Below are 21,084 nucleotides of genomic sequence, written 5' to 3' on the forward strand. Positions count from 1 at the left end.
ATAAAAATACCCAGTGATAAATACTCCTATCACTGGGTAAATAACTCCAATAGCCCCAAAACACTTATATGTTTTCGGGCATATAAAATTACATGATAAAAGTATTCTTAAACTGGGTACAAAAAACTAAGCCCCATATTAAAAGTGAAACGGGACTGCTACTTTTTGTTCCCACTATCAAATTGACAGTTTATTTAAGAATACCTTGCCGCATATTTATTAACTCCTTGTATAATACTGAATCTAATTATATTCCTTAACCCTTTATTTGTCAAGCTGACAAACTAAAGCAGAAAAAGCGGCAGGATTTCCCCCTGCCACTAATCATCTGTTTATGCAAAAATAATTTCCTTTTCCACAATCTCCCTCGCACAAGCCCTTATGTTATTGAGGCATCCTGTCCATTCCAAGGCGTTTTCTGCCTTTAGCTGTTCCGTTATGCCCTGTGCCTGTTTCATACCCTCTATGAGCCTTTCAAAGCGTTCCTGTGCCTGTCTGTCAATGTCGGCAAGGTAAGCGTTAAGTCTGCCGCTTGTAAGAAGATTGGTGTATGTAACTTTGCAGTGATGCTTCAGATAATCCAAATGCCGCTGTCCCCAGATGCCTATCGGCTGTTCTTCTTCGGCGGGTACAGTTAAGCACGGTATTAAATAATCGCCTTGCCTTTCGTATTTGCCGCCCATTTCCTCAAAAATTGTCTTTGCCATTGTCTGTTACCTCCACATTCTTTTTTATTTTGAATGTCCGCAAAATCCGTCCTACATTCCTTGAGCTGCACGAGGGCTCAAAGAGTATGTGTCCGGCACGCCCGCTTGCAAAATCTGCGACAAGGAAGATCCGTTTGCGTCGTTGGGGTACTCCGAAAAATTGCGCGTGCAATACTCGCCACGCAATACTCCATTGGTCTGCCACGATCGCTCCAGCTTTTTGCCACTTTTGTACTCGAGGTAGGTTAGCTGCTGCTTGTTCGTCCGTGACGCTGATGAGTTCGCGTAGGACTTGATGGAAATCATTGCCTTTGTTGGAGGAGAAAGCTCCGGGCACGTTTTCCCAAACAGCGAATCTTGGATACCGTCCACTACTTGCCTTTCTCATTTCCTTAATAAGGCGCACCACTTGATGAAACAAACCCGAACGCTCGCCAGCTAAACCCGCCCTTTTACCTGCCACCGACAGGTCTTGGCAAGGAGAACCAAACGTGACCACATCCACCGGCTCTAGCTGACTGCCACTAATATCGCAGATGTCGCCCAGGTGTTGCATTTGTGGCAAACGCGTGGTGGTGACCAGGATCGGGAAGGGCTCAATCTCGCTCGCCCACACAGGTTCGATACCAACCTTGGTTGCCGCTAGTGGGAAACCACCTGAGCCATCAAAAAGCGAGCCAAGCCTTAAAGTTTGTCTCACGAGTTAGCCTTTCTCCTTGGGACGCTCAACCTCTTTCACCAGATCCAGGTAGGCATACTGCTTGCCACCACGCTCACACGTGATCCCTGCTGCGTCTCCGGTTGCTTGGGCATAGCGGCGCAGGATCACCGAGGCGTATTTCTCGTCGAGCTCCATGCAGTAGGCGATGCGGTCGGTGGCCTCGCACGCCATGAGCGTGGACCCTGAGCCTGCGAAGGTGTCGAGCACGATCGCATTCGCCTGGGTGGAGTTTCCGATCGGATACGCCAACAAGTCCAGTGGCTTGCTGGTTGGGTGGTCGGTGTTGCGGCGCGGCTTGGTGAAGTTCCAGATCGTGGTCTGCTTGCGATCCGCATACCAGCGATGCTTACCGGTCTTGACCCATCCGTAGAGCACGGGTTCGTGTTGCCATTGGTAGGGAGAGCGTCCGAGGACGAGGGAGTCTTTGACCCAGATGCAACATCCGGAGAGATAGAAGCCTGCGTCTTGGAAGGCGCGGCGGAAATTCAAACCTTCGGTGTCGGCGTGGAAAACATAGGCGCTCGCACCTTTCTCACAAACCCCGACCATGCTCGAAAACGCGGCGAGCAGGAAGTCGTAGAACTTATTGCCATCCATCTTGTCATTCTTGATCGACAAGCCCGAGCCGGATTCAAAGGCGACATTGTATGGCGGGTCCGTGAGCACAAGGTTCGCGCGCTTCCCATCCATCAAAGCCTCAACGTCGGTTTGTGAGGTGGCGTCGCCGCACACCAGTCGGTGGCGGCCAAGCGTCCAGATATCCCCGCGCTCAACGAAAGCGGCCGCTTCGAGTGCGGCGGTGAGGTCGAAATCATCATCCTCCACCTCACCCTCATCCAATGAGCCGATAAGCTGCGCGATTTCGGCGTCGTCAAAACCGGTCAGTTCAGCATCGAAATCGGAAGCATCCAGGTCGGCTATGAGTAGGGCGAGTTTGGAATTATCCCAATCGCCACTGATCTTGTTTAGAGCAACGTTGAGCGCTTTTTCGCGGGTTTCGTCGAGTTCGACGACCACGCAGTCCACGGTTTTATAGCCCAGATCAGCCAGTACTTTCAGACGCTGATGCCCACCTACAATATTTCCGGTGGTTTTGTTCCAGATGACTGGCTCCACATACCCAAACTCACTTAGCGAGCGTTTGAGTTTGTCGTAGTCCGCGTCCCCAGGTTGTAGGTCTTTGCGGGGGTTGTAGTCAGCTGGGGTGAGATCACTTATGGCTATTTGCTTGATGCGCATGGTTTTTCACCGCCTTGACAAGCTCACGGCTAGTAGTCCAGGTGTCTTCCCACTTGCGTGTGTAATCCCCGAAATGCCCATACGTCGAATAGCGCACATAGCCGGGTGCTCGCAGCCCAAACTGGTCGATGATTGCTGCTGGCCGAAGATTGAACACATCTCGAGCCGCAGCCGTGAGAATCTGGTCGGTGTATTGGCCGGTGCCGAGCGTGTCCACACTGAAAGCAACCGGGTCGGCTTTGCCAATCGCGTAACTAATCGCCACCTGGCACTGGGATGCAAGATCCGCATCCACCACGGTTTTCGCGATTAGCCGCGCCATATAAGCACCCGACCGGTCAACCTTAGAAGCATCTTTACCACAGAAAGCTCCACCACCATGAGAAGCCAGCCCGCCATAGGTGTCAACCATCAACTTCCTACCGGTGAGTCCGGTGTCGGCTTTAGGGCCGCCCTCCACGAACCGCCCAGAAGGATTCACCAAAATAGTCGTGTTCTCATCGACAGGAAGATACGAAGAGCAAGCTGGACCGATAATCATCGAGGTGATTTCACGGCGCAACACCTCGAAATCCTTGGATTTATCGTGCTGGACGGAAACCACCACCGTCTCTACGGCTTGCGGTTTTCCTGCGTCGTTGTAGCGCACCGAAACTTGTGCTTTACCATCCGAAAGGATCCCAGTGATGGTTCCTTGCTTGCGCGCGTCATCTAGCCGCTTACAAATCTCGTGGGCTAAAACAAGAGGCAATGGTAAGCGCTGTGGTGTATCAGTGCAGGCATAGCCGTAGACCGTGCCTTGATCACCAGCACCCTGAAGACAATAAGCGGACTCATCGCCATGGCGAGCCTCTAAAGATGTGGTCACGCCGTCGTTAATATCGTTAGATTGACGCCTCACCCATACGTATACCAAAAATCTCCACGGCTTATAGCCAGCTGCAGTAAGTGCTGTGCGTACGCAATCACGCAAGTCCACACGAGCATTAGTGCTGATTTCACCAGTGACAATAATGCGTCGCCCAGTAGCCATGACCTCTACCGCGACGCGGGCGTTGGGATCGGCGTAGAGAATTTCGTCGAGAATCTGATCAGCAATTAGATCGCACAGTTTATCGGGGTGACCGATACACACTGCTTCAGCGCTGCGAACCATAGTCATAGGAATGCCCTTTCAGTAGAAAAATCAAAAGAAACAAAAACTCCCCACCATCAGCCAGGAGTGGGGAGCGAAGAAAATGAGGAAAACCCGAATCGTGTGTGATACTGGAATACGTGGAAGACGAAACGAGTAAACCTAATCCGCAGGAGCAGGAGCCTTCTGGTGGCGATGGTAAAGCCGTGGCTTACGGAATGATTGCCGGGATAATGACCGCCATAATTTTTCGGTTCATTATGGACGATAATGCCTTAGCGATAACTATTGGCACGGGAGTCGGAATCGCGCTAGGGGCAGGCTTCAGCGCAACAAAACGCCCCAAATAAGCTCAAAAACACTAGGACGCATCTAGGAGCGTGCTTTCAACAACTGCTCCATAACCTCATCACCCGGGGCCGCACCCGAATAGTCACTGGTGCAGTTCGCCCGCACAATCTCAAAAATCTCATACCAGTACACGTTTGCTTGCTTACCAAAAGATTGGCTCATCGCAACGAACGGGGAAGCGATAGCAGCTCCCGTGGTCGGGTGCTTGCCGAGCAAACCGAACTTGGAGATTGCCTGCTCGCACTGCACATACCGGGCGAAAGCCTGGGCGTAGGCCTCAATGAGACGCTTAGAAACAAACTTCGTGCAGCCGCGCTCATCAAGCCAGCGCCACGTCTCCCGATACACAATGTCCGCGCCCAAGGGTTTGCCATCGCGCTGAACCTCCGACAGATACTCGCCAGGCTCAGGCATCACCTCACCAGCAAGCACCGCGCCCGCGCCAACATCTGCGCCCTCGAAATCGAAAGGGGTCGCTAGCGGATCTTCCAGGCGAGTAGCAGGCAGACCCTTGGCGAGTTTCTCATTGAGCGGGTCGGGTTTCGCGCCAGCCCTCACGCGGCGGCCGCCACGGTTAGTGCCATCTTTCGCCACTGAAGTAAGCCTTACTGTTAAAATATGATTTTGAAAATGGTTCGAGAGATTTTGGTAAGTATGCGGACAAATCGTACGTATTTCAATCGCAGCGCTGTATGGCTGTGTTTTCTGTTTGCCTCACTACTGGGTCTCCTCATGTTTCTAGCGCAGATTTATTATTCAAAAGATAGTGTGGTACGGGGCGCGCCTTTCCTGCTACTAGGAAAACCTGTCAATATTTTGCTACTTCCTGCCGCTATTTACCTAGTTGTGTCAGTTTTAGCTTTAATCTTGTTTATCGCTACGCTGAAGCAAACTAATAGTGACATTAAAAAGAGATGGGTAAAAGCAATTCTCATGGTTGCGTTTCTAACAGGCACAGTAGCTTGTGTAGGGACTGTCATTAACATGGACAGTTACGGCATAGTTCCCTCTAAGCAAGACGATACCAATTGTCGGGTTATCTATTCGTGGGGAAATAGCGCGATGTATCACAGGTTTGGGCGATTCTATACCGTGTCGAACAATTTTCATCTTGGCGTTAAAACGCCGTATTCGTGGTCAGCCAAAGGCTCAGGAAAAATAGATGACACCGCTTGGGAAGTGCGCTGGGAATCAGGAGTCGGGACACTCCGCACTTATTCGAGTATCGGAATAGACCCTGACACAGATATCCCAGCGCACTTCACCTGCGACGAGTGAATGCGCTTTAGCCTTTACTTAGACATGTTGCATAGATGTATGCAAGACGATTCGCTTCGCTTTGATTGGGCAAACGATCAGCATGAGCAGCCATAGTGAGTGGGCCTCCCAAAACTGGAACTGTGGTTCCAGCCCAACTATCGATCAGATTCCAGAAAGCCTTTTTCAGATTATCTGGTGAAGAAGCAAACCGGATTTGATAAAACTCAAGAATCCGAATCGATTGCGATTTACTACGAAGCTGCTGCAAAGCAGAAGAAAGCTCTTCCGAATTCTCCCAATAGCGACGCATCAAGAGATAAGCATCAGCATCAGCGAGAACATCTTCTCGTCCGAATCCTTTAATGTCGTTTGCAACTCCAATATGCCTGCCCATCCACGTTTCCATAGAATCAGACGTTCCGGATTTAAGGAATGCTCCCCAGATTTGCAGTAAGTCTAAGGCCCATCCACCCAAATCTCCAAGACCGCATTCTTGTACTGACGCATCAGATCCATGCGAAGAATACCCTAAACATGTTGCGGCAAAATGAGCTATATCTTCTCCAGAAATCTGAGTACGTATATCAGTCGGCATCGATGAGCAGATTCTCTCAGCAGAAGCGCGATGAATATTGTTCTCAGGAACAGTAGTGGGCTCGGGGGTATATAGTTGCCACATTGCACCTGACCAGTATCCATCTGACCAATATTTTGGTTTTCTCAACCAGCCTAAGGCGTAGTGACCAGCTTCACCTGCCGGAGGAGTCTTAAAAACAAGAGAAGCATAATCGTCAGCGTATTGTTTTTCCACAGATGCGATCCATCTAGCAAAAGGATCCGTTATCTCGCTGCTAGAGCTATCGCTAGATTCCTTAACTGACACGGCGCTTACCGCTGGTATGCGTCCTGAGTAAGCGACTCTGTCTAAGTCCCATTTACCTTTGTAGCCGTGTATTTCGTGGAATTGGTCGAACACCCAATTCTTGGGAATAGAAAAACCAAGATTTCCTGAAAAACCGGTGGACATATCGGAAACGAACGACGCAACCGAATACCCTGCTTCAGCCACACGAGCACAAATATTACGCGAAGCATAAATACCTACACGATACCCGCCACCGAGGTTCGCGTTCACTGCGCGGAAGTACGGGAGAATATTGCTAGTGACTTCAGGGTCGGTGGCGTCGTAATCTACGGCGAAGTAGATGATGGTGGGTGGCACCCCGAGGCGCTGTGCGGCTGCTCGTGCTTTACGGGCATGGCGAGCACCATTTTCTGCACTAAAATGTCTCAGTTTAGTCGAGTACTCTTGGAATATTGGGAAATATTTTAATCCGTGACGAACAATTCGCTCTAACTCTCCAGTACGTAAGGCCTTAAAATAGTCAGCCTCAGCAGTGTTCTCTTGACCTGGCTCGCTCAGGTAGCGTCCCACGATCTGGTAGCCGTCTGCTTTCAAATGCTTGGCTAACTCGTCAGTGATCTCGAACCTTGTGTCACACGCTACGCACGCGCGGTTCGGGTCACCTTTAGAGGTCAGTAGGCTCATCCACGTGGTTGGATCAACCATACCGCTGACAGGTAATGCTAAATCATTCTGGAACGTACGGACTTTTGAAGCAATCGTAGAATTCCATGTTGATGTAGGGCTAACAGAATACCCGTTGCACACTAAAGCCACCGATGCTAGCCATACCCACTGGCTCGAGCCACCGCTAATCGTTTGTAGGCGTGAGCGGGTGCCGTTACCAAAGTTACCGGTCGCCTCCGCAGGGCTGAATCCCTCGATAGCTTGCAACACTTGGATCAGGGCAGTGTTCATTTCACGCCCGTACAAACCATCAGTTGGAACGATACCCGTGTATGCCTTGTACTGGCGATTTACTTTTTGCTGCGCCGTTCGAATAGCACTCTTACCGCCATAGGCAGACAACAGTTTGAACTGCTTCATTGATAGCAATGCCATCATCAGCTCCAGATCAATCGTAGAAGATGATGACGATAACCCGATATCGCTCTTCAAATCCCGAATCGAAGAAGCAACATTATCAGTAAACTTAGTTGTGATACCTCCGTATTCTGCTGGGTATCCTTTACACCACAAGGCACCTTGGATAATGCCATGCACGTTACTGCTAGAATCATTTTTGCTGATCCCGTTCGGCCAACGATTCTTAAAACGTGACTGCGTCCCGGCACCGAAGTTATTCGCTGTGGCTGTGATACCCAGCTCGATTTGCAGGGCACGAATCAAAGCGTTGATCGTGTCCCATCCGGTTCGACCGTTCTCTGAGACTGAACCGAACCCTGTTTTTGTTTTATATGTGGTATTTAGCCACTGCTGGGTTTTTAGCACCATCTGATCCATGAGAAAACTCCTCACTCGATTTATTGATATAAAAACCCGGCACCCACACCCCTTCAATAATGAGAAAGACGTGAATGCTGGGAGCCTAAATAAACTCGCGTAAACCCTTGTCCCGCCGCCGATACACAGCCAAGGCTTCGAAACAGGTAAAACCGTAGGTCGGTTAATACCCTGTTTGATTCGGTCTTTTTGCGTACGGTTGGCCCCGCCCGCTGACCTTCGCCAAGGCTGTAGAGATTCGAGGCCCCAACCCCCTAACCGAATCCTCGACTTGTCCTGTAACTTCCGGTGGGAACAAGGTCAATATTTTTAGGGTGGGGAAGTACCGGTGGTTATTTCGCGTTTTTCAAAAAATCTAGTAGGTGTAGACCTGAAGGGCTTGTCTCCATCTGTCACCGTCTAACGCGCTCTGCCTGGAGTGGCAGGGTTTGCACAGGCTGCGCAGGTTAGAAAAGTCGTGGCTGCCGCCATGGTCTAAGGGTAGGACGTGGTGGACTTCCTGAACTGGGGTGGTCACTCCTTTTTCCAGGCAGTCTTCGCACAAAGGATGCTGCGCGATGTAAGCAGCGCGGATCTTGCGCCAGCGCGCACCGTAACGCTTGTTGATTCTCGGGTCACGTTGAAACTTACGGTAGTTCTTGTCTGCCTTTTTGGCGTGGAGCTGGCAGAACCTTTCGCGGGTTAGTTCGGGACAGCCAGGCGCAGAGCAGGGACGTTTTGGTTTGCTTGGCACCAGCCTCACCGTCCTTTGCTGGCCAAGACGAAACCCTCCGGGCAGTGATAACTGTTTGCCGGAGGGTTCGTTCCTATATTTTCAACTACCTACAGTATTTCAGGGTTAAGTAACGATTTCCATAGCGGGGTTCGGATACTTGCTAACGCATGGGTGCAAGTTAGCGTCTGCCATATAGTGCTACTGCCAGGCGATCTAATGCTCGGTTCTTTCGCCGGTAGACACTGTCTCGTTCAATATAGAAGTGGTCACCGATCATTTGGACTCGTTCGTCTTGATTGCCTTGGCCGAGGAAGAAGTTTTCCAACACGAACTGGTCATCGGTGTTGAGTGCTTGCCAGGCGGGCAGGAACCAGTCCAGGTACTCTTGGGCTTGTTGGCTGCGGGCGGCGAGCAGATCAATCTTGTCGAGGGTGGCAGCTATGCGGCGTTCACCAGCGTGGGGGTCGCGTGAGCGGGGCATGCCAGTGATTTTGGGGCTAGGGGGGCTGGCGAGGTCTTCGCGTAGCTGGTTTGCCTCAGCTTGCGTGTCTTGGCTGGCTGCTTGTTCCATCAGTGGGTAGTCCTCTAGGGCGCTGATTGCTGCCTTGCGGGTATCTAAGTATTTCGTCATCACATGCATCATGATTTCTCCTTATCTAGAGTGGTTTGCCAGTTGTGTTTTGATTGCCTCGATCAAGGCGGTCTGGGTGAGGTTCTTGGCGTCTAGGGCTGTAAGTACTGCTTCATCGAGGGTTTTTTCAGCGACCAGGTGAGTGATCGTTACCGGCTGGGTTTGGCCTTGCCGGTAAAGCCGGGCGTTGGTTTGTTGATACAGCTCCAGACTCCAGGTCAGGGAGAACCAGATGAGTAGGTGCCCGCCTGCTTGTAGATTCAGGCCATGGCCGGCACAGGCCGGGTGAATCAAACCGAGATTGATCTCTCCGTTGTTCCAAGCTGCTATATCCTCAGCGGTCTTTAGGAGCCGGGCTTGCGGGAAGCGCTCGATGATGCGTTCCAGGTCGTGTTTGTACCAGTAGGCAACGAGGAGGTTTTGCCCGTTCGCCGCCTCAACCAAATCTTCGAGTGCATCCAGCTTCGCGTCATGAACAGCAATGGCATCTCCGTTTTCGTCGTAGATAGCCCCGCTTGCCAGTTGTAGGAGTTTTCCAGATAGGACTGCCGCGTTAGCCGCATCCACTACTTGCCCGTCTAGCTCAATCATTAAATCCTGCTCTAGACGCTCATATGCTGCCGACTCTTGATCGGCGAGTTTTACCTTCGTGGTTGTTAGCGTCAGCTCAGGCAAAGTGAGGTGGTCAGTGGTGCGCATCGACAATGTCATGTCCGAGATGGCCTCATAGATCTCGTCCTCAGCGCCTGCTCGCGGTTTATAGGTAAACACTTGCATGCCGCCGCGTTTATCAGGTACGAACCAGCGATCCCTAAACCGGGTGATATAGCGCCCTAAACGGCTACCGCCATCTAGGAGTCGGAACTGTGCCCATAGATCCATCAAGCCATTAGAGGCTGGGGTTCCGGTTAACCCAACCCAACGGCTTACATAGGGTCGCATCTTCACCAGCGTGGCGAAGCGCTTTGCACGGTGGTTTTTGAAGCTGGAGAGTTCGTCAATGACGACCATGTCGAAAGGCCAGGCCGCGCCGTAGTGGGCAACCAGCCAGGGCACGTTTTCCCGGTTAATCACCGTCACCATTGCTAACTTAGCTAACGCGTGAAGGCGGTCTTGTTTTGATCCGACGGCTACCGCCAACGTCAGCCCCGTAAGGTGATCCCACTTGGCTGCTTCTTGTGGCCAGGTATCGCGTGCCACGCGTAGCGGCGCGATTACTAGCACTCGCTGTACGAGGAAGTAGTCGAGGACAAGCTGCCAGATCGCGGTCAGCGCAATGACGCTTTTTCCTAAACCCATACCTAAGAACACTGCGGCTTCGTCATGGTTGATGATGAAACCCGTTGCCTGGGTTTGGTAGTTATGCGGCTTGTAGCGCATTTGCCACCTCCGCAATCCCATCCACGCTGTCTACCACGAAGACTTGGAAGCCTTGACCTTGCAGCTGCTTGATACGGCGATTCTGGATTGGTCTAGGTTTGGCTCCTGGTGCTTTTACTTCAGCGAAAACAACTCGTCCGCTCTTCAGACAGATCCGATCTGGGACACCAGTGACGCCGGGGCACACGAGTTTCCAGCAGATCCCGCCGATGCTTTCGACTGATTTCTTCAGTTCGTTTTCTAGGTGTTTTTCTTTCATGTCACGTCTTTCATAAGATCTGTGACACTCGTGTCGGTCTGTCCCTAAAACCCTATATAGGACTGTATTTTTTATTTTCCTATAGAAAGGGCTAGTAACGACTGACACGACTGTCACTATTGGCCGGTTACAGGTCGAATTCGCTGATCAAGGCGAGCCCGTCTACGAATCGTGCCCGAGCTGTTCGTCTCCGCTTATATCCGCCTTTATCGACGGCAGCATAAAAATCGCTAGTGGAGCGCACATACTCGCCCCTGCCTATTGCCCAAGACCGGTACGCGTCGTAGAGATCCTTGGACTGCTCTGATAGGCCTTGACCTACCTGGCAGCAGTCCTCAAGGAAGTGAGCGAACCAGTCGTTAGCAGCCCGGTACGCCTCCGATGCGGCAACGACTTGTTTAGGTGGAGCCAGGTGGTAGTTCTCAGAGTGAATTAAGCGAGCACCTTCCATAATCCACGCCAAGACCGCTCCGCCAGCTTTGACGTATAGATGGTCAGCATAATTTTTGATGTCCTGTTTTGGGGTGATGGTTTGCTCGAACGGAATCACAATCAATCTGCGCCAGATGCCGGTATCCATAGCTCCCACTCGCGGTAGATGGTTCGTGTACAAAACCAAGGTGTGGGAAGGGGTGAAGGAGAAGGGGTCTTTGTATTTCTTCTCTGCGGCGATCTTGTCAGTCGAAGCTAATTGTTTGGTTGATGAGGTTGATAGGCGCACGCCTTCATCATTTTCGCCGGCAATCAACAAGCGTCTAGCCCTGGTTTCTGCCATCTCGTGTTTGGCGTTGTTTTTCTTACCAGCGATCAGCACCTCAGAGGAGATAGTCTCCGCGTAAGAGCCCAACACGCGGGCGATGGTATTCCAGAACGTGGATTTGCCGTTGTTTCCATCCCCGTAGGCGATAATCAGGGCTTCGATGAGGACTTTGCCGATTGCTGCTAGCCCGCATACCCTTTGCACATACCCAATCAACTCCTTATCTGCCCCGAAAGTGACGGCGAGGCTGTCTAGCCATATCTGCATCCCCTCATCGGATGGGTCAAGGGCAGTTTGTTTAGTCAACATGTCAGCGGGGCTGTGTTCGTGCCGGGAGGTATCGCGCAAATCAAAGGTGGCGCTTGGGGTGTTGAGCAGATAAGGGTCGGCATCGAGCACCTGCGGGTTAATCAACGCTAACGGGCGTGCTTGGCGCATGACCGCCAAGATTGTGCGATCTGAGCGGCACTTGTATATGAACTTTAACCATTCTTGCGCTGCCATCATTTCCTGGTAGACCTGGGATTGCTCCCGGGTGAATGCAGAGAGGGCTTTGGCCTTGCTCATCGCTACCAGCATTGCTGTTACTCCCAGCCGGCTTGCTTGCTGGGTGGCTGTATCCAGTTCTTTTTGGGCTTGTTCTATTTGCCGGGAGGTGAGTTCTTGGACAACATGCTGGGCTTTAGGTTCGTTTTCCTCCCATACACCCTTGTCGTAGGCCATCCACGCGGTAGCAGGCGAATAACAAATCCTGTCAGCATACTCACCAGCAAGAATCGTCGCCTGACCAACATCGGTAAAATCATCAGGGCGCAGACTGGTCAGCTGCTCATAAACCTCCGGCGGCACATAACCCGGCTCGGCGGCAACCTTGGCAGCGAACTTACACGCGCTATCCCAAATCAGGCCCAACTCTGCATCTGGTAATGGCGGGTCACAAAGGGTGGCTTTACGATCAAATAACTCCCGCGCCTGGGCGGTGTTGCCGTAGCGGATCAAGACCCTGCCCGCGAAGCGAGAAAGCGTGGCATTACGAGAGCCCTCGCCGATAGCAATCGTTGCGGCATCAAAGGCAGCAAACATGTCCTGCTCATCAGCCGCCGCGATCCATTCATCCAGTAGCTGTCCACCCTCGAAAACATGCACTTCGGCGGTGGGGTTTCCGTAGATGAACCTACCCGCGTCCAGCGCGTTATGGTCAAAGAAATCAAAACGAGCAGCCAGGCGTTTCTTCATCCCTGCATACTCGCTAGCGTCACCGATCTTGCTTATTGGGTAGTAGACATGGAAACGCGGTCTAGCGCACTCGCCGCCCTTGATTCTCATATGGTTGCGGGAGGTTGCGGTCATAAACTCGACCCCTGCCATCACCTCAGACAAAGATTCGGGCGTGACCCATTCGTTCGGGTTTTCGGTGTGGTCGTTGTCGATATCCATCACCACGCAATCCGAAACCAGGAAGTTCGCGCTCGAGCGATGATTACCCTTGTAGGTGGCTGCGACATGATCAAAACACACCGCCATTTCTAAGTCGGGTCCGCTGGTGATCTCGTGGCGGTTAGGGTAGTGGCTGTTGGTTTGCTTGCCTGCCATGTCAGTGGCGTAAAGCGTGAAGGGATGCATCAAAAGGTAACGTCCTGGAAATCAGCGTTGAAATAGTGGATGGGTAGTTCAAGTTCGCGGCCCCACTCGATCTCGGCGCGCATCCCGCGGCTAACGCGGCCGGTGTAAACCCAGATCTCCTCACACTTGGTCAGCAGAATCCGGTTGAAAAACATCGCTAACTCACGCTCATCAGGATCGTCGTCATTCAAGAACTGCGGATACAGCAAATGCGGAGTCAGCGGAATCACCCGCTGGCCGACAGCGAACGCAGAAAACTCCCGTGCCAGCACAACATTGGACTCCACGTCCCCTGAGTAGGGTGAGCAGATGTAGACCAGTGGCCGGTAACCGAACTCGGTGCGCTGGACGCTTTGCAGTGCTTTGAAACTAGTCGGATCGAGATAGCCCTCAGCGTTCTTCTTCGAGATCCCAAACTCGACCGTCGACATAGCTGGGCTTGTCATTAGGAGTCCTGCCCTTCACGCTCGATAATGGGCAACAGGCCATGCTGGTTCTTCAACAAGTCATAGATAAACAAGCGACCTTTCTGCGTCCAATACATATGAGTGCGAGTTTTACCGCCATCAAACTCATGCGTCTTGGACTGGGTATAACCCTGCTCCGCGTATCTGGCGTAAAGGAACCAGCGCCCCGACTGTTTAAACTGAACCCTCGAATCGAGCAAGATCTGGTTCAACCGTTTCGCGCTCAACCCGTAGTCTTTGGCGATCTCGGTCGTTGTCAACAATGAGTCGGATTGCAGAACAATGTCGTAGTACGAGATTTTCGGTGCAGCCTCAAGCAAAGCCTGTTCGGCGGCGAGACGTTTAGCTCGCTCACGACGCAAATGAACAATCGCCTGCTCAAGAAACTCGTCATTCTCTAGCAGATCATCGATGGCGTAGATGCCGTGGCGGCGGATCGAGGGCAACACCTCATCGAATACCCATGCTTCAAACCGGACAGCGGCAGGCAACTTCGAGGATGCAATCAACCGATACAGATCACCTTCGGTAATGAACCTGACCTGCTGGATACCACCGGGCGTTTCAAGGGGGTAGCGTTTCACGACCCCCTTGCAATGCCTAGCCAGAGCGTCTTTCGTGTTCGCGTAGCCAAGTGCGGTAGCGATGTCACGACCGCAAAACAGTACAGTCCCGTCGGCGGTGATCGTGCGGATCGTTCCGAACGTTTGATTTGTGAAAGTCTGTAGTCCGGTTCCCATGACCGGCTCCCTTCTGAGAACCGGGATATATGACTCGTCACCGGGTGCGCCGAGACTGCGGCTCTCAGTAGAAGGCCAGAAACCCGCCAGGAGTTAACCCCTCTGGGATTCATCAATGAATGTGTCGCGAAACAAGCTAGCAACCACAAATACTGCCGGCACGTCCTTAGATCTGTATTTGCATAAGATTGATAGACTAATTGCCGGGATGTCTGGATTTTTCTAGTTATTCTTGTCAGATTCACTTAAACACGCACGAGCTTACGATTCTCTTGGGAGGTATCGCTTGTCTTCACTGAATATCTATTGTGATGAGAGTACTCACCTTCCCAACGATGGGCAGCCGTTTATGGTCTTGGGGGCTATCGCTTGCCCTTCCTCGCTCTCGCGAGAAGTCAATGTACGGTTACGGGAAATTAGAGCTAAGCATAGAATTCAGCCCAGTTTCGAACTGAAGTGGACAAAGGTTTCTCCAGCGCAAATTGATTTCTACCTAGACGTAGTTGATTACTTTTTCGACGATGATGACCTGAACTTCCGTGCTGTTGTCGCTTATAAAAAGGGTCTCGATCATTACCGTTTCAATCAGACGCATGATGACTGGTATTACAAAATGATGTTCTACCTCATTCGTAATGTGATACCAGCCCAGGGTGAAGCATTCATTTATTTAGATAAGAAAGACACAAACGGGCAAGAAAAGATTGATCGGCTTCGTACAGTTATCGCTAATGCGGAATTCGATTTTGATCGAAATAATATCCGCCGACTCCAAATCGTTGAATCCCACCATGTTGGTTTGCTTCAGCTTGCCGATTTGCTGATCGGCGCCGTGAATTATGCCAACAGACAAGATACGGAAAGCGAAGCCAAACTGCGTCTAATAGAACGAATCCGGCAACGTTCTGGCGTGAGCCTAACTAGAACCACGTTGTTGTCGGAAACAAAAATGAATATTTTTCGGTGGCAGCCCCAAAAATGATGCCTCATCAACGCTTCACCATCGACCCGGTACCTGATCTTCGCTCCTTGGAGGAAGGTAATTATGTCGAAATTTTGTATCAAAAATTTTTAGATGATTTAGTATTTCGTGATCTGCCGTGGAAAAAAGACGGTCTTCAGGTGAGTCTTCGTCGTCACCCAGAAATTGATGGGCGTCACGCGATCTTTTGGCACATTATCTCGGGCGGGACTGGATCGGAACACTCTCGTAGCCTAGAGCCGGGGCGATGCGCCCGGATTCATTGGATACGTATTCTTGTTGAAATATTTAACTCAGAGTTCCCTGAAGAAAAAGAAATTCGGTGGTGGATTGATAATAAGCGCGCTTCTAAACCGCGCTACGTTATAACGAGACCCGAATTCGATTACATCGTAGTTATCGAGCAACGTGATAATTACGCTCTTCTCGTGACCGCATACTATGCAGAGCAAGAACATCGCCGTCGAAGACTCAAGCGAGAACACGACAACTTCTGGATACAGCAAGAGCCGCCCACTAGGTGAACGGCTCCAGATACTCCTTCAACACCTGGTTGATGAGCTAAGACTAGTCTAACAGCAAATCTTGAAAAATGGGCAATAGAAAGCCAAACAGTTACATTTTCTTATAAAAATCACACTCATATCCGTCTGCGCTCAAGGGCAAACCTTTAGCCCAGCCTGGTAGGCGTGACATCAGCTGGCAGGCGTCTTTTACCGTGAAGTCGGAATCTGGTGGCTCGTCGATGACGATTTCGTCGTGAACGTGCATCACGATCTGGTGGCCGGCTTCAGCAACGTTTTTCATGCCGGTAACGAGTAGATCGCGGGCTATGGCTTGAACGATATTCTCTGTGAGTTTGCCGCCATAGGTTTCCAGGCGTCCCCACTTTTGGCCGGTGCTGATTCCCCAGTAGGTGATGGAGGTGCCACCGAACCGGTTTTGACCCAAACCTGGTTTCACATACGCCAACCTTCGACCGGACGGCAAGGTGATGAACAAGATGCCCGATTCGAGCGCAAAGGTGAGGTTGCGCAGCCGAACAGGCTGTCTAGTGGTGATGGCTTGGTTGGCTGCTTCTTCTACTTCTTGCCACAACCAGACAATATGGGGGTTAGCTGTTCGCCAAGCGTCCACGATGGGTTTGAGCTCGTCCTCGGACAGTCCCATGCGCAACGCGCCCATCGCTTTGAGCGCGCCGACGGAGCCGCCGTATCCGCAAGCCAGTACCGCTATTTTGCCTTTCTGTCGTAGCTTGCCGTTTGCGCCGTGTTTTTCAACTGGAACTTTGAACATGCGACTAGCAGTCTCACAATATAGATCCTTGCCGTCACGGAAGGCCTCGAGGGTGGATTTTTCACCTGCGAGCCAGGCAATCACGCGGGCCTCAATAGCGCTGTAGTCAGCGACAATAAACCGGTTACCCGAGGTGGGTATGAAAGCGGTGCGAATCAACTGAGAGAGCGTGTCTGACACCGAATCGTAGAGCAACTCCAGCGCCTCAAGATTCCCGGTCCTTACAAGGGTACGAGCTTCATCGAGGTCAGGCAGATAATTGCGAGGTAGATTCTGCACTTGAACTAACCTGCCTGCAAAACGTCCGGTACGTCCTGCTCCATAAAACTGTAGGAGTCCGCGCGCTCGCCCGTCCGCCCCGGAGACGTTTAGCATGGCCTTATACTTCTTAACGGAAGATTTTGCGAGATCCCCGCGCAGCTGAAGTATTTCTTTAACTACGCCACTAGCATCCTCGAGGGCGATTTCCACCTCAGTTTTCGTGAGCGAATCGAGAGGACAACCGTTTTTAGCCAGCCAGTCTTTAAGCTGTATAGGTGAGTTCGGATTCTCCAAACCAGTCAGCTCTTGGGCACGAGCCAGAGTTGTCTCGCGGTGTTTTTCATCGAGGGTAACGGCGGCATCCACAAGGGTCGCATCGAGCTTGATCCCAGCATCGTTAATGCGCTGATCCAAGGCATAGGCTTCCCACTCCTCATCCAGTACGGGAAACTTCGCCAGGCGGGTGTGGATGGCTTGTTCTACTTCTACATCACGGCGGTTATATTTGATGAATGCCTTCCAACCTTCCGGATCCGAGGACGGTAGATTACGGCACGCGCCCTTGTTGATGAGGTTTGGGGCAGCTGGGGTGCAAAACTGGCGGATCAGTTTCTTACCGGCCGTGTCTTTCTTTACTGGTAAATTCAGTACTTTTGCTACTTGGTCTAGGCTCATTGGCATCCCAAGATACGCGGCCCAGATCATGGAGCAGCGCCACTGAGCAGGATCCAGGAAACTGCCTTGAGGTAATAGTTCTGGGTGGTAGCGGTGTAGCCAGGCGGACAGACAGATGCGTTCGAAGGATGCGTTGAACGCCCACTTAACCACACCAGGATCCATCAGAGCAGCAAGTATCTCATCGGGTAGTTTTTCTCCGCTCGCCAGGTCGACCACCTGCACTGGGTCATCATCTACGGCATAACCAAACAATAAAATCTCAAAGTCAGGATGAGCGGAATAGGGGTAGACCCCGGTCTTGGAGAGATTAAGGGGGCTATAAGTTTCCAGATCAATACTTAGATATTTCAAGGTTTAATCCTTCAAAATCAGGTGTGGTGGGCAGCAACCATACAGCTACTGCCCACCACCGGTGTGTACTTTTCTGCTAGTTAAGGAAGTCCTCGTTAGCAGTGGAAAACGCAGCGAAGTCTTCCTCAGCGCTGACGTGTCCGCCACCGAGCGGTTCACCATCCCGAATTTTTTGGATGTTGCCCAGTCCGCAGGCGATTCCCTTATTGCCATTGGTGTTGAATGCATAGAAGGTAATGCTCGCGCGGGCGTAGCATCCGGAGTAGACCTGGGAGCGATCCAAGATTGGGGAGAGTGACTCGTCTACCACTTGAGGTGGGGTAGTGGAGTTAGCGTTGACAAACATCGAGTTCGCGTAAGCTTCGTCATCGCGCTCTGTATCCCCGTCACGCAAGGGTAACTTCAGTGCGGCCTTGTTAGGACGTTTACCGCCGAACTTGGCGATACCTGCTTCAATGGCTGCATCGATAGCAGCCTCAATCTTCGCCAGCGTCACTTTGTCAGACTTCGGGATGATCAGGCTTACCGAATATTTCGGTTTGGATCCTTGGATGGATTTTGCCTCGAAAAGATTCGCGTAGGAAAGACGTACTTCGTCGGTGATGACTCGAGTTGGATTCTTTACTGACATGGTTATTTACCTTCTTTCTGTATTTTTCTTGGTTTCAATTTTTTGAAATTCTTCAGCCGCACTCAGCGCTAGCGCGGGTCGTTTATCGGTTTCAGGCACCAGTGCAGGTTTACCGGGCGGCTTGATAACCAACTCGCCCAGGAGCTGGCCAAAGCGCCGCTTACCCAACTGCTTTTCCAACGCCGTAATCGTCTTGAGCTTGCGCTCGAAAATGTCGTTAATCCCGGCAGCCTGGGCTGTCTCTACGACTTTGGTTTCGTCGGCATATTTGCGGATACTTCTGCCTTCGACGAGTTTGAAACCAGCCCAGGTCTTGCCTTGATTGACCGCAAGCGAAAGGGCGTAGGACTCTACATCGGATGCCCAGCTCTTTAGCTCAGGTAGTTTCGCGAGCACCTGGGCAATCTCCGAATCGGAGAGTTGGGGTGGGGGAGCGAACTCGAGTTTGGCTAACTCCAGATTCTCTTTAGCTCTCGTGCGGCAGGTAGGGGCTATTTTGCAGAAACGACACCAGCTACCTGCAGCAAAAGAGCCTTCGCCTTTCCCGGCCAGCTTCGCTGTCGGTCGCACAACCTCTTCAGCCCAGGTTTGAAGATCAGCTACGCTAACATGCCAGGTCGCTACGTTGGATCGTCTGGGCTGGAAGATTGTCACCGCCACCTCGCTAATCTCGTAGAGAGCATCGAAAGCATGAAGCGCACCGAGAGCATACAATGCGAGCTGCGGATTTTTCTCAGCCTGAACCAGTACGCCTTGCCCGTACTTGAAATCAATAATCTGCAACAAAGGCTCGGCAATAAGCACGCAGTCCCCGGTACCAAACCCGCCAGGCACCAGATGAGAGAAATCCAGTCGCTGCTCGATGAGGGTCACGGGATCCCTGCACGTCTTGCGCGCCTCACGCAGGCGCTCTTGGACGAAAGTAAGATAATCGTCGGTGAGAGTCTCCATTTCATTATCAATCCAGTCCGAGACCGGTTTCATGGTTGGTGAAAGGTGTAGAGCGCGACGTAGCTTCCACTCCGCTAGAGCGTGAGCGATGGTGCCTTGTTCGGCAGCGGCCGAAGTAGAATCCGGCAAGCCCGCCTCCACTAGGGCTGATGGCGGGCAATTCAGCCACCGGTGCGCCCCAGAAGCCGATAAGAGGGCATGTTGATCAGGCATCAGCAAGTCCCTTCGCCCGCGTAAGCAACCATCCATAATTAGCTGGATCTACATCCGAGAGACGATCAGCCCCCGCATCCAAAATCAGCTGACGTACCTGCTTGGTCAGTCCTTGACTGGACAGGTCAGAAAGGACTGCGCGTACATCTTCAAGTGAAAGCGCTAAACCTGTAGTTTCAGCCGGAGCCGAATTCTCTGCTTGCGCCTGGTTATGTTCAGCTGCTGCAGCCTCAAGGGCTGGCTGAGCTAGCTGGGCAGCAGCAATAGGCCGCGTACCTGGCATGCCAACATGATCCTCGAGGCCTTGCCAGGCAGCCGATTCCACATCAGCCGCTAAAGCCGTCACCAACTCAGCAACACGATTAAGAACAGCAATAACGCTGTTTGCTTGCGTGATGTTCACTTCGGCTCACCGCCTTTAGCCGCGCCCACAGCTTCGGCTAGTGCCATCAGCGACTCATCGGGTTTTTCACACACTTGGACTTCCACGCTGTCGGCATCGTCGCCTGGGAGCAGAATCGCCATCTTGTGACGAGGACGGCTCCTTCCGAACACCTTCCGCAGCAAATACCGTGAGGGACGAATCTGGCGAGTAGCAAGCAGCGCGTCCGGGTCGGGGCGGCGAGCAATTTTGATCTTGAGTTTCGAAGTCATTTATTTTGTTCCTTTCTGAGCGCTGCCTTGTGCCTCGCTCAAAAGAAGGCCAGAAATATCCGCAGAGTTAACCCCTACTGCGATTAGTGCTTGTCGTAATCGCTTCTTGGCTTTCTTCAAGGTTTTAGAGATCGCTGCTTTTGACACGCCCCGCTCGGCTGCCACTTCGACCGCTGGACGCCCTTCGATAAGAACCGCGATTACAACCGAGCGCTGCACTTGGGGTAGGTTCGCGATTGCGTCGAGCAGTATCTTTCCCACTACACGGATAGCGTTTTCTTTCTCTTCGATAGTTTCCTTGTCACAAATGATGTCTTCGGGAGATGGGCTGGCTCCAGCCTTTTGCGAGTCGTAGGCGTTGTAGACCTCCCAAGAGCAGAACCTGACGCCTTTGCGGTCTTGACGGTGATAGCCGTGTTCGTTGTTGTATTCCTGGCGGTCGAGCTCAGTGACGATTTCAACCCAACGGTCTTCGGCTTCAACAACAATCGGATCACCAGCGACGGACTGGTAAGTAATGAATCCCATGAGTGGGGTTCCCTTCTTCTAAAGGGAGACCCGCTCGAGGAAGCAAGCTCGCGTGTCAACGAATCTAGGCATGACGGGGTAGAGAAACGAGAAGGCAGGCACCCAGATGGATGCCTGCCACTTGCTTCTCTTACGCGTCTCCTTGACAGTTGACGGCCTTGTGTGATCAGCACGCGGCACCTT

Annotated in this window: 23 protein-coding genes; 4 read left to right on the forward strand and 19 right to left on the reverse strand. The window is 51.9% G+C overall.

Features of this window, described 5'->3' with window-relative positions:
• Nucleotides 1-332: 332 nt before the first annotated feature.
• Genes KO216_RS03990 through metK form a run of 4 tightly spaced genes read right to left on the reverse strand, consistent with a single transcriptional unit; the run spans nt 333 to nt 3,829 of the window.
• Nucleotides 333-707, reverse strand: coding sequence for a TnpV protein (locus KO216_RS03990; RefSeq protein ID WP_001140406.1), 375 nt, complete (start codon nt 705-707; stop codon nt 333-335).
• Complete coding sequence (locus tag KO216_RS03995) at nt 688-1,407, reverse strand: DNA cytosine methyltransferase (RefSeq protein ID WP_251451828.1); 720 nt, start codon at nt 1,405-1,407, stop codon at nt 688-690. Before KO216_RS03995 ends, KO216_RS03990 begins: the two co-directional genes overlap by 20 nt.
• A gap of 3 nt (nt 1,408-1,410) precedes the next feature.
• The gene (locus KO216_RS04000) at nt 1,411-2,667 is read right to left on the reverse strand and encodes a site-specific DNA-methyltransferase (protein ID WP_215523010.1); all 1,257 of its coding nucleotides are present in this window, start codon (nt 2,665-2,667) and stop codon (nt 1,411-1,413) included.
• Nucleotides 2,639-3,829 carry a methionine adenosyltransferase gene (gene metK, locus KO216_RS04005; protein WP_215523011.1) on the reverse strand — a complete coding sequence of 397 codons (1,191 nt, stop codon included), beginning with the start codon at nt 3,827-3,829 and terminating at the stop codon, nt 2,639-2,641. Before metK ends, KO216_RS04000 begins: the two co-directional genes overlap by 29 nt.
• Nucleotides 3,830-3,927: 98 nt before the next feature.
• Between metK and KO216_RS04010 the strand changes: the two genes are divergently transcribed.
• Nucleotides 3,928-4,152 carry a hypothetical protein gene (locus KO216_RS04010; RefSeq protein WP_215523012.1) on the forward strand — a complete coding sequence of 75 codons (225 nt, stop codon included), beginning with the start codon at nt 3,928-3,930 and terminating at the stop codon, nt 4,150-4,152.
• Between the two features lie 22 nt (nt 4,153-4,174).
• Here the strand turns inward: KO216_RS04010 and KO216_RS04015 are convergent, their stop codons facing one another.
• The gene (locus KO216_RS04015; protein ID WP_215523013.1) at nt 4,175-4,747 is read right to left on the reverse strand and encodes a P27 family phage terminase small subunit; all 573 of its coding nucleotides are present in this window, start codon (nt 4,745-4,747) and stop codon (nt 4,175-4,177) included.
• A gap of 138 nt (nt 4,748-4,885) precedes the next feature.
• Here KO216_RS04015 and KO216_RS04020 point away from each other — a divergent pair, with 138 nt between their 5' ends.
• The gene (locus tag KO216_RS04020) at nt 4,886-5,431 is read left to right on the forward strand and encodes a hypothetical protein (protein ID WP_309547343.1); all 546 of its coding nucleotides are present in this window, start codon (nt 4,886-4,888) and stop codon (nt 5,429-5,431) included.
• 7 nt (nt 5,432-5,438) lie between these two features.
• Here KO216_RS04020 and KO216_RS04025 read toward each other — a convergent pair whose 3' ends face one another.
• The 8 genes from KO216_RS04025 to KO216_RS04060 all read right to left on the reverse strand — a co-directional run bounded on the left by KO216_RS04025 (nt 5,439) and on the right by KO216_RS04060 (nt 14,356).
• Nucleotides 5,439-7,781, reverse strand: coding sequence for a glycoside hydrolase domain-containing protein (locus KO216_RS04025; protein WP_251451834.1), 2,343 nt, complete (start codon nt 7,779-7,781; stop codon nt 5,439-5,441).
• 355 nt (nt 7,782-8,136) lie between these two features.
• Complete coding sequence (locus KO216_RS04030) at nt 8,137-8,514, reverse strand: HNH endonuclease (protein WP_215523015.1); 378 nt, start codon at nt 8,512-8,514, stop codon at nt 8,137-8,139.
• Nucleotides 8,515-8,674: 160 nt separating this feature from the next.
• Nucleotides 8,675-9,139 carry a hypothetical protein gene (locus KO216_RS04035; protein WP_251451838.1) on the reverse strand — a complete coding sequence of 155 codons (465 nt, stop codon included), beginning with the start codon at nt 9,137-9,139 and terminating at the stop codon, nt 8,675-8,677.
• Nucleotides 9,140-9,148: 9 nt separating this feature from the next.
• Nucleotides 9,149-10,507, reverse strand: a complete 1,359-nt coding sequence (locus tag KO216_RS04040; protein WP_215523016.1) for an SNF2-related protein — start codon at nt 10,505-10,507, stop codon at nt 9,149-9,151.
• On the reverse strand, nt 10,488-10,766 hold the full coding sequence (locus KO216_RS04045) for a VRR-NUC domain-containing protein (RefSeq protein WP_122820572.1): 279 nt from the start codon (nt 10,764-10,766) through the stop codon (nt 10,488-10,490). The genes KO216_RS04040 and KO216_RS04045 overlap by 20 nt, the downstream gene beginning before the upstream one ends.
• Nucleotides 10,767-10,893: 127 nt before the next feature.
• Nucleotides 10,894-13,149 (reverse strand): phage/plasmid primase, P4 family, encoded by a 2,256-nt coding sequence (locus tag KO216_RS04050; RefSeq protein WP_215524044.1) that lies wholly within the window; start codon nt 13,147-13,149, stop codon nt 10,894-10,896.
• Nucleotides 13,149-13,580, reverse strand: a complete 432-nt coding sequence (locus KO216_RS04055) for a DUF7768 domain-containing protein (protein WP_479681646.1) — start codon at nt 13,578-13,580, stop codon at nt 13,149-13,151. Before KO216_RS04055 ends, KO216_RS04050 begins: the two co-directional genes overlap by 1 nt.
• A 14-nt stretch (nt 13,581-13,594) precedes the next feature.
• Nucleotides 13,595-14,356: a phage antirepressor gene (locus KO216_RS04060; RefSeq protein ID WP_215523018.1), complete on the reverse strand. Its 762-nt coding sequence runs from the start codon at nt 14,354-14,356 to the stop codon at nt 13,595-13,597.
• Nucleotides 14,357-14,642: 286 nt separating this feature from the next.
• Between KO216_RS04060 and KO216_RS04065 the strand changes: the two genes are divergently transcribed.
• Both KO216_RS04065 and KO216_RS04070 read left to right on the forward strand, forming a co-directional pair.
• Nucleotides 14,643-15,338, forward strand: a complete 696-nt coding sequence (locus KO216_RS04065) for a DUF3800 domain-containing protein (RefSeq protein ID WP_215523019.1) — start codon at nt 14,643-14,645, stop codon at nt 15,336-15,338.
• Nucleotides 15,320-15,862, forward strand: a complete 543-nt coding sequence (locus KO216_RS04070; RefSeq protein WP_215523020.1) for a hypothetical protein — start codon at nt 15,320-15,322, stop codon at nt 15,860-15,862. Before KO216_RS04065 ends, KO216_RS04070 begins: the two co-directional genes overlap by 19 nt.
• Before the next feature lie 91 nt (nt 15,863-15,953).
• Here the strand turns inward: KO216_RS04070 and KO216_RS04075 are convergent, their stop codons facing one another.
• The 6 genes from KO216_RS04075 to KO216_RS04100 all read right to left on the reverse strand — a co-directional run bounded on the left by KO216_RS04075 (nt 15,954) and on the right by KO216_RS04100 (nt 20,901).
• On the reverse strand, nt 15,954-17,924 hold the full coding sequence (locus KO216_RS04075; protein ID WP_215523021.1) for a DNA polymerase: 1,971 nt from the start codon (nt 17,922-17,924) through the stop codon (nt 15,954-15,956).
• A 76-nt stretch (nt 17,925-18,000) separates the two neighbouring features.
• Nucleotides 18,001-18,555: a DUF2815 family protein gene (locus KO216_RS04080; RefSeq protein ID WP_215523022.1), complete on the reverse strand. Its 555-nt coding sequence runs from the start codon at nt 18,553-18,555 to the stop codon at nt 18,001-18,003.
• 6 nt (nt 18,556-18,561) lie between these two features.
• On the reverse strand, nt 18,562-19,755 hold the full coding sequence (locus KO216_RS04085) for a DUF2800 domain-containing protein (RefSeq protein WP_445081975.1): 1,194 nt from the start codon (nt 19,753-19,755) through the stop codon (nt 18,562-18,564).
• Nucleotides 19,712-20,122 (reverse strand): hypothetical protein, encoded by a 411-nt coding sequence (locus tag KO216_RS04090; RefSeq protein ID WP_215523023.1) that lies wholly within the window; start codon nt 20,120-20,122, stop codon nt 19,712-19,714. Before KO216_RS04090 ends, KO216_RS04085 begins: the two co-directional genes overlap by 44 nt.
• Nucleotides 20,119-20,373, reverse strand: a complete 255-nt coding sequence (locus KO216_RS04095; RefSeq protein ID WP_215523024.1) for a hypothetical protein — start codon at nt 20,371-20,373, stop codon at nt 20,119-20,121. The genes KO216_RS04090 and KO216_RS04095 overlap by 4 nt, the downstream gene beginning before the upstream one ends.
• Nucleotides 20,374-20,901 carry an RNA polymerase sigma factor gene (locus tag KO216_RS04100; RefSeq protein ID WP_215523025.1) on the reverse strand — a complete coding sequence of 176 codons (528 nt, stop codon included), beginning with the start codon at nt 20,899-20,901 and terminating at the stop codon, nt 20,374-20,376.
• Nucleotides 20,902-21,084: the final 183 nt, after the last annotated feature.

Origin of the sequence: Varibaculum prostatecancerukia (assembly GCF_943169825.2) — a bacterium.
Classification (GTDB): Bacteria; Actinomycetota; Actinomycetes; order Actinomycetales; family Actinomycetaceae; genus Varibaculum; species Varibaculum prostatecancerukia.

Coding starts and splice junctions, on each gene's coding strand:
- KO216_RS04060 (WP_215523018.1), bottom strand. CDS start 14,356: ATGGGAACCGGACTACAGACTTTCACAAATCAAACGTTCGGAACGATC.
- KO216_RS04085 (WP_445081975.1), bottom strand. CDS start 19,755: ATGGATGGTTGCTTACGCGGGCGAAGGGACTTGCTGATGCCTGATCAA.
- KO216_RS04045 (WP_122820572.1), bottom strand. CDS start 10,766: ATGAAAGAAAAACACCTAGAAAACGAACTGAAGAAATCAGTCGAAAGC.
- KO216_RS04095 (WP_215523024.1), bottom strand. CDS start 20,373: ATGACTTCGAAACTCAAGATCAAAATTGCTCGCCGCCCCGACCCGGAC.
- KO216_RS04080 (WP_215523022.1), bottom strand. CDS start 18,555: ATGTCAGTAAAGAATCCAACTCGAGTCATCACCGACGAAGTACGTCTT.
- KO216_RS04040 (WP_215523016.1), bottom strand. CDS start 10,507: ATGCGCTACAAGCCGCATAACTACCAAACCCAGGCAACGGGTTTCATC.
- metK (WP_215523011.1), bottom strand. CDS start 3,829: ATGACTATGGTTCGCAGCGCTGAAGCAGTGTGTATCGGTCACCCCGAT.
- KO216_RS04055 (WP_479681646.1), bottom strand. CDS start 13,580: ATGTCGACGGTCGAGTTTGGGATCTCGAAGAAGAACGCTGAGGGCTAT.
- KO216_RS04020 (WP_309547343.1), top strand. CDS start 4,886: ATGTTTCTAGCGCAGATTTATTATTCAAAAGATAGTGTGGTACGGGGC.
- KO216_RS04035 (WP_251451838.1), bottom strand. CDS start 9,139: ATGATGCATGTGATGACGAAATACTTAGATACCCGCAAGGCAGCAATC.
- KO216_RS04000 (WP_215523010.1), bottom strand. CDS start 2,667: ATGCGCATCAAGCAAATAGCCATAAGTGATCTCACCCCAGCTGACTAC.
- KO216_RS04050 (WP_215524044.1), bottom strand. CDS start 13,149: ATGCATCCCTTCACGCTTTACGCCACTGACATGGCAGGCAAGCAAACC.
- KO216_RS04025 (WP_251451834.1), bottom strand. CDS start 7,781: ATGGATCAGATGGTGCTAAAAACCCAGCAGTGGCTAAATACCACATAT.
- KO216_RS03990 (WP_001140406.1), bottom strand. CDS start 707: ATGGCAAAGACAATTTTTGAGGAAATGGGCGGCAAATACGAAAGGCAA.
- KO216_RS04100 (WP_215523025.1), bottom strand. CDS start 20,901: ATGGGATTCATTACTTACCAGTCCGTCGCTGGTGATCCGATTGTTGTT.